This window comes from Tahibacter sp., assembly GCF_032229445.1.
GTDB lineage: Bacteria > Pseudomonadota > Gammaproteobacteria > Xanthomonadales > Rhodanobacteraceae > Tahibacter.
In genome coordinates this window covers 71,949-78,621 of sequence record NZ_JAVTWC010000047.1, presented here as the reverse complement: position 1 = coordinate 78,621, position 6,673 = coordinate 71,949, and the positions used below count along the sequence as shown (strand labels likewise).

Genomic DNA, 6,673 nt, shown 5'->3' with positions numbered 1-6,673 from the left:
CGGGGGCGCCGCGCCCCCAACAACGTCGCCCGCCCCCCCAAACAACCCCCCCCGGGGGCGTGTTTTGTCCGCGCGCGCGCCAAAACCCCCCCCCAACGACGGCACTTCAACCGCGGCGCGTCGCACTCAACGTGCCGACGGCGGCGGAAAAAGCGCAACGGGTGGCACAAAAAGCGCCACGCTTGGCTCCGAAAGTGCCGGCGTCGGCGCAAAGAGCCTCGCGCACGGCGCTATTCGTGCGGCGCGCGGGACAAGAAGCGCCACAGTTGGGACAAAAAGCGTGGAAGGGACAGTACGGATAGCGGCGCCAGGCGCGTAAAACGTCAGCCGGTGGCAGCGAAGCGAGTAGATGCGCCGCCCCGCCAAGCCTGATCGTCCGTGGCGTTCGACGAAAGCGATGGCCAGCAGAGTCGCCATCCCTGCGCAGAACGGCGCGGCGCGCGCGAACCGGTGAGAACGGGCGCGGCGAATGCCGAGCAAGCCGATCGGTCGCCAGCGCGGCAGGATCACGGTCAAAACGCCGGAGCGGCGCGATGCCGCCCCGGCAACGCAGGAACCTACGGTCCCTTTTCCCACCGGGCTTCCAGCAGCCCGCGCACATCACGCGAGAGGATGGCCACGGCTTCGAGGATCCCGCTGTGCGAGCGCGAGCCCGGCCATTCCAGTTCCGCCGTCGCGATGGTTTCGCTGAGTTCCTGGATGGCGCCGAGGCGGGTCATGATCTCCTCGTCAAACGCATCGCGGTGCTCGTTCGAGTCGAGTACATACGCGAACATCACGGGATGATCGCCGCGGTCGTCGCGGCGCAGGGGATAGAACGAACCTTGAGGGGTCATGGCGCGCGCCTCCCGGAACAGGGAACAACGCCGCCAACGCGCACAAGGGAACAAGGACGCGGCTCAGTGCCGCCAACTGCAGACCGATTTTCCATGGACAACTCCCTTTGCGTGGAGTCGCCACCCGGAACGGCGAAAAGGGTGGCGAACGGTGTGCGGGTAGCAGACCGGGATCTAGCAACCGGCGAGCCTCGCGGCTCCCCACACACCGCCGCCAGAAATCAGCAGCAGACGCCGCACAAACTTCGGGCGAAAAAAAACGCCAGGAGTAAGTACGGCGCTGTGTGCGCTCGATCTACGGGCTGCTATTCCCGGTTGCCGAATTGGCGGCAACGGACAGATTGTTTACCTGAGGGCGGGCGGCGTCAAGGGCACGGATTTGTCCCCAGCGTCACCCGAGTATATTTTTTTCAAACGTGAGAGGTTGCCGCTTCCGACGACAGACTCATCGCGGTGTTGGCCCGGACAAGGCACCTTCCGCGGCGTAAGCAGGCCAGGCCGATTTCCGTGGGTTTCGATCAGGCTGGAAGCCTACATCGCCTTACGGCCTGCTCACTACTCTCTTTCGGAAAGCCGCAACAATCTCGATAGACGAGACTGAGCAATTGTAGGTTAGCTTCAATTTGGATTGCGGCTTTCTCTCGCCATGCGAGTAAACGGGCGCCCCTCCTAGTCCTTGTTCCACTGCGAGCCCGATCGGCCCGCTAAGGCAGCGACATGGGCAAGCACTGCCGGCCACGAGCCGCGAGCCGGAGCAGATAGCACAGAGCCACGCCAACTGGGCTTTCCGCGACGACGTACGACTCACCCGTCCCCAATGCGTCGAGCCATGCGCAGCGCGAATGCAGTTTTTTAGTTCCCAAACATTGGGTTATATGCCGATGTTGAAGCTGAGTCTCTCGCTAATTTCTCAAGCACAAAAAGCCCTGAACGGCCCTTGAAAAACGTGACGGCCATCACATTTAGAGTTTCAGCTCGACCTTGGGGCCGGGCGCCGATGTGGGACTGGTGCTCGCACGAGCATAGCCCGTGGAAGACCAACAACAATCAGGAACGATAATGGGGAAGAACTGGAATGCCCAGCGCTCGAAGGCGCGGCTGGCGACGCGCTACGCCGAAGTCGAAACCGTGTCGATCGTGAACTACACGAAGGACACGTCGCTCGAAAACATCCCGATCAACAAAGCGTACAAGATGGACGCGGCCCACCTGTACGTGGACATCCTTAACTTGCGCGACATGCTGCATGTTACGAAGGACGAAGGAGAAACCTGCCACAAGCGGACGCTCCGGTTCTTGAATCTCCACTACCGGGCGGTCCACCGAATTCTCAGCGAAACCGACGCGCGGCGCGTTGACTTCCACAACCAACGACTCCACTGCGTCGTGGCCAAACCCTACGGGACCGACAGCGAACGCCGCCGCGTCGAGCGGGCGGTCGCCATCGCGCAGCTGATCATCGACGTGCTCCACGAAACCGGCGACAGCGACGACAAGATCCCCAACGCGGACGTCCGCGTCGGCATCGACACGGGAACCGCCCTGGCCGTGAACAACGGCCGCCGCGGCGGTCGCGAACCGCTATTCCTGGGGCGTCCGGCCAACCAAGCTGCGAAAACCGCCGGCCACGAGCCGTTAACCGGTATCTACCTGACGAACGAGGCGCGCATCGCCATCGGATTGAAGTCGCTGGATGGCGACGCGCACCGCACTACCGCCCTCACGCCCGCGGAAATCGAGGCCTGCACGGCAGCTGCAAAGCTCGACGTCTCGAAGGACGACATCGTCGAGGCGTGGAAGGATGAGCAGAAGAACACGCCCATCGGGTCGGTCGGGTTCAGTCGGCCCACGCCCCCGCTTCGCGATTTGGACATCCAGGCATTGTCGCTCGCCAATTCGAAGCGGTTTGAAGCTGTGTCGGTCTACGCGGACATCGACGGCTTCTCCACCTATGTCGAAAACAACATCGAGGACGATCCCGAGGACGTGGTGCGTGCCCTGCACGTGCTTCGCTCCGAGCTGGATCACGTCGTCTCGGACGATTTCGAAGGCCGGCGCGTTCGTTTCATCGGCGACTGCATCCACGGCGCAATGCTGGACGGAACCGCGTACACGACGTACACCGAAGAAACCATAAGCAACGCCGTCCTGTGTGCTGGCGGGCTGCGCAGCGGTTTCTCTGAGGCCATGAAGTTCCTGAATGAGAAAAAGGTGGTTGTTGACGATCTCGGGTTGGCCATCGGACTGGAGTTCGGCCCTTTGAGCATCAGCCGCCTAGGCATGAAAGGCGACATGGTTCGCTGCGCCGTCGGGCGGAACGTCCTGAACTCCGAAACGGAACAGGCTCGCTGCAACGGAACCGAAACCGCAATCGGCGAAGAGGCCTTCGACAGCGGCTCCGATGCAGTTCGTGAACTGTTCGAAGACGACCGCATCGTCGCCAACCTCGATTACGATTCCGCGGTAACCGGGCTGGCTGCTTCGGACGACAAAACGGCCAAGGCAGCTCAGGCAAACGCTTACCGTGCCGCCATACCGGCGGTGGTGCCAAGCCTTTCGGAACCGCTTCGCCCGCATGCCCAGCGCTGAAGAGATGACGCTCCAGCTCGTCTCGGACGCGGCTCCTCGATTTGGAGCAGTGTCCGCCGCTGCTGGAGCAACCAACACGCTGGAGGTTCGCCTTGACATTCCGCTGGCGAGCGGTGCGGCGCAGCCGTTCAACCTGCGAATCGAATGCGTCGGTTCGCAGGTCCACGTCTTCGAGCGCGAGCCACGCCTACTGCCAAAGTTTTGCGTCGAACGGCACATCAACGAAGGAGGGTCGTTCTGCCTGGGGTGGTCGCAGCATGGCCCCGCTCAGATTCGAGACGAAGCGGCCGCCGTCCAGTTTTGGTCGCAGCTGGTGCGTTTTCTCGATTACCAGATTGCCGCGTCGAAGCTCGGCCGCTGGCCTGGTGCCAAGCACGCGCGCGCGCACGGCGAAGCGGCTGAGCCACAAGAACGCGCGGAGGTAGCTGCGCAGGTACTTGGCCCCAAAGTCCACCGCGACCTCCTTCATGGAGACCTGCTGGTGCGCGCGGTAACGAAAGGCCGAAAGCGCCGCCTGGAACTGTGGAGGCGCGGACCCCGCGTGGCGAGAATCCACGCGCCAGCCGGCACGCTGGTATCACTGAACATACCCTGCATTTGCGATCGCACGGTCCACCAGCGCGTGCCGGTCGGGGCGTGCGGCAACCACGCCGAACAGTTGGCCGTGCTCATCCGCAATGCGTATGAGCGCCACCGTCTGGAACGCGAATACGTTGAACACTTACGGAAAGCGCAGACGGTGTGTTGCGGTACCCTGAAGCAATGTGGTCTCCGTGAAAGCAACCCACAAAGAGCACCCCGGAGAACGCGATGATGGGCAACGACGACGAAGAAAAGCCCGCGATGAGCGAGGACGATCAGCTCAAAGCAGCCTGGAGCCAACTCACCCTGGTCCTGAGCTTCTTTTCACGCATCGACACCAAGCTCTCGGTCGTACTCGGACTCAACCTCGGCATGTTCGCCGTGCTCACGTCGCGCATCACGAAAGTGGTGGATCTGCATCTTCTGCTTGTCCTGTTGCTGGTCGCCTGCTTGCTTTTGCTCACGCTCAGCCTCTACCACCTGTACAAGGGCGCGTTCCCCGACCTCAAAGGCGGCACGAATTCGCTGGTCTACTTCGGCAACATCGCCAAGATGACCGAGCCCGCCTATGTCGGCGCGTACCGCGCGCTGTCAACGGCGGCGCTCGTGGAAGACATCCACGAGCAGACTTGGCGAAATTCAAAGATTCTCGTGGGCAAGTTCCACGCGCTCCAAAAATCCTACCAATGGACGCTCGCAGCGGTCGTCCCGTGGTTGATCAGTTTGGCCCTCGTATCCACGAAATGACGGAGCATCGGATGATCGAGCGGTTTCAAGGCGACGACGGCCGACGACGACTCACGTCCGCCCTCCTGGAACACCGCTTGGTAGGAAACCAGCCGGACCTGGCGAGCACGCTGGTCGATGCCGGTGAGCTGATCGAAGTCGAGAACGGCGAGCGGTTCATCGTCCAGGGCGACTTCACCACCGACGTCTTCCTCATCGTTTCGGGCAGCGTGGTCGTCTCCGTCAACAGCAAAGTGGTTGCTCGGCGCGCGGCCGGCGAACACGTCGGCGAAATGTCCGCCATCGAGCCCACCCGTCCCCGTGCCGCGACCATCGCCGCCGCCGAGATCACCGTTCTCCTCAAGATCTCGGAATCCAGTTTCGTTGAAGCGGCGAACAGCTTCCCACGGATGTGGCGGATCATCGCGTCCGTCCTCGCGCGCCGGCTCGAAGAACGCAATCGGCTCATCACCGCCACGCGCGAGAAGGTGAAGGTGTTTCTCATCTCGTCCGTTGAAGCCATCCCGATTGCGGACCTCATCGTCCAACATTTCGAGCACGATCCGTTCCTGACGGTGGCGTGGCAGCACGGCGTGTTCAAAGCCTCGAACTACACCCTGGATGATCTGGAGCGCCAGCTGGACGACTCGGACTTCGCGATCGCCATTGCACACGGGGACGACATCGTCATCACGCGGGATAGGGAATGGCCCACCGTGAGGGACAACGTCATGTTCGAGCTGGGGCTGTTTATGGGCCGGCTCGGCAGAGCTAGGACGTTTCTGCTGGAGCCGCGCAGCCGCGACCTCAAGCTGCCCAGCGATTTCGCCGGCCTCACAACCGTGCCCTACCGCTACGAGAAATCGAAAGACGCCCTCGCGATGATGGCCCCGACGTGTGCCAGGCTGCGCAGTCTCATCCTAGAAGCGGGGCCGCGCTGATCAAGGGCAATCCGGATTTCGAATCTACCTTCGCATTTTGATGCAGCCGGTTCCCATCGTGCTGTTTTATGTCCCGACGCTACCCGGAGCCAGTGAATGGATCCCCTCAGTGTTTTGACCGCCTTGGCTCCGCTCATCCTTGAGTGGGCCAAGGAGCACCGCAACCAAGGAGAGGAAGCCAGCGAGGAGGCGTTCCGAACCTGGCTCCAAACGGTGGCTTTCGAAGAACTGCTGAATGCCGCAACCGTGGCGTTCAAAACCGTCTTGGTCAGCCAGAAAGCACACCACCACGAACTCATCGAGTTCCTCACGAAACAGTTCTCCGAAGTCCGGTCGGCATTGAACGATCGGCTCAGCGGGCTTCCCAGCGTCCCGACGCTTCAAACGAGGTGGGAGGAGCTTCACACGGAAGGCCAAGCGCTGTTGATGCAGCTGGTCGCCCAGGTCGACGGGAACACCTACGAAGACGCACGGATGAGCACTCCGTACGCTGTCGATGGGTCCACCAAGGAAGACATCGCCGCCGGAAAGAAGCGCCTCGTCGAGGCGGGCTTGGCACGTGAAGCACCGTATACCGGTGGTGCGACCCTCTGCCTGACGGCGATGGGCCTTCTGGTCTCGGAGGCCATCGCCGACCCCGAGGAGTTCCAGAGCAAGCTCCTTCGGATTCAGGACGGCTTGAGAAGATACGGTTCGGCACCGGTGGACAAGCTCGTGGCGCATTGCATGAAACGGTGCTCACCCGCCCTGCTGTACGCCATCGTTGAGCGGTGGGACAAATTGGGCTGGGTCGCTCTACAGAAGCTGGACCAGCGGGAGCGATCGCGGGTCAGCCATCCAGCTCAACTGATGCGGGACGCGAATGCGGAAAGTCTCATGCAAGCCACGTTGCGGCCGTTTGTTGGACCAAGTTGATGTTTTCCAGTGAAGCCTATAGCCCCACCGGGTCGCCTTCGGCTCCGCCCTTCAACGAAACGTCTGCCATTCGCCCATATACGG

The 6,673-nt window shown here is 62.0% G+C and carries 7 protein-coding genes; 4 read left to right on the top strand and 3 right to left on the bottom strand.

What is annotated here, in order from left to right; genetic code table 11:
- Positions 1–557: 557 nt before the first annotated feature.
- A complete protein-coding gene (locus RUU78_RS09405; protein WP_313915926.1) occupies positions 558–836 on the bottom strand; it encodes a hypothetical protein in 279 nt (92 codons plus the stop codon).
- A 1,059-nt stretch (positions 837–1,895) separates the two neighbouring features.
- Between RUU78_RS09405 and RUU78_RS09400 the strand changes: the two genes are divergently transcribed.
- Positions 1,896–3,425, top strand: coding sequence for an adenylate/guanylate cyclase domain-containing protein (locus tag RUU78_RS09400; protein ID WP_313915925.1), 1,530 nt, complete (start codon positions 1,896–1,898; stop codon positions 3,423–3,425).
- A 187-nt stretch (positions 3,426–3,612) separates the two neighbouring features.
- Here RUU78_RS09400 and RUU78_RS09395 read toward each other — a convergent pair whose 3' ends face one another.
- Both RUU78_RS09395 and RUU78_RS09390 read right to left on the bottom strand, forming a co-directional pair.
- Complete coding sequence (locus RUU78_RS09395) at positions 3,613–3,894, bottom strand: hypothetical protein (protein WP_313915922.1); 282 nt, start codon at positions 3,892–3,894, stop codon at positions 3,613–3,615.
- A 108-nt stretch (positions 3,895–4,002) separates the two neighbouring features.
- Positions 4,003–4,146, bottom strand: coding sequence for a hypothetical protein (locus tag RUU78_RS09390; RefSeq protein WP_313915920.1), 144 nt, complete (start codon positions 4,144–4,146; stop codon positions 4,003–4,005).
- Positions 4,147–4,235: 89 nt separating this feature from the next.
- On the opposite strand from RUU78_RS09390, the gene RUU78_RS09385 reads away from it, so the two are divergent.
- The 3 genes from RUU78_RS09385 (at position 4,236) to RUU78_RS09375 (ending at position 6,589) form a co-directional block, all read left to right on the top strand.
- The gene (locus RUU78_RS09385; RefSeq protein WP_313915919.1) at positions 4,236–4,754 is read left to right on the top strand and encodes a Pycsar system effector family protein; all 519 of its coding nucleotides are present in this window, start codon (positions 4,236–4,238) and stop codon (positions 4,752–4,754) included.
- Between the two features lie 11 nt (positions 4,755–4,765).
- Complete coding sequence (locus RUU78_RS09380) at positions 4,766–5,674, top strand: TIR domain-containing protein (RefSeq protein ID WP_313915917.1); 909 nt, start codon at positions 4,766–4,768, stop codon at positions 5,672–5,674.
- Positions 5,675–5,770: 96 nt separating this feature from the next.
- On the top strand, positions 5,771–6,589 hold the full coding sequence (locus RUU78_RS09375) for a hypothetical protein (protein WP_313915915.1): 819 nt from the start codon (positions 5,771–5,773) through the stop codon (positions 6,587–6,589).
- Positions 6,590–6,673 lie beyond the last annotated feature (84 nt).

What these genes read in the sequence shown, in the direction of transcription:
- RUU78_RS09395 (WP_313915922.1), bottom strand. Translation starts at nt 3,894, where the DNA reads ATGAAGGAGGTCGCGGTGGACTTTGGGGCCAAGTACCTGCGCAGCTAC.
- RUU78_RS09385 (WP_313915919.1), top strand. Translation starts at nt 4,236, where the DNA reads ATGATGGGCAACGACGACGAAGAAAAGCCCGCGATGAGCGAGGACGAT.
- RUU78_RS09400 (WP_313915925.1), top strand. Translation starts at nt 1,896, where the DNA reads ATGGGGAAGAACTGGAATGCCCAGCGCTCGAAGGCGCGGCTGGCGACG.
- RUU78_RS09375 (WP_313915915.1), top strand. Translation starts at nt 5,771, where the DNA reads ATGGATCCCCTCAGTGTTTTGACCGCCTTGGCTCCGCTCATCCTTGAG.
- RUU78_RS09405 (WP_313915926.1), bottom strand. Translation starts at nt 836, where the DNA reads ATGACCCCTCAAGGTTCGTTCTATCCCCTGCGCCGCGACGACCGCGGC.
- RUU78_RS09380 (WP_313915917.1), top strand. Translation starts at nt 4,766, where the DNA reads ATGATCGAGCGGTTTCAAGGCGACGACGGCCGACGACGACTCACGTCC.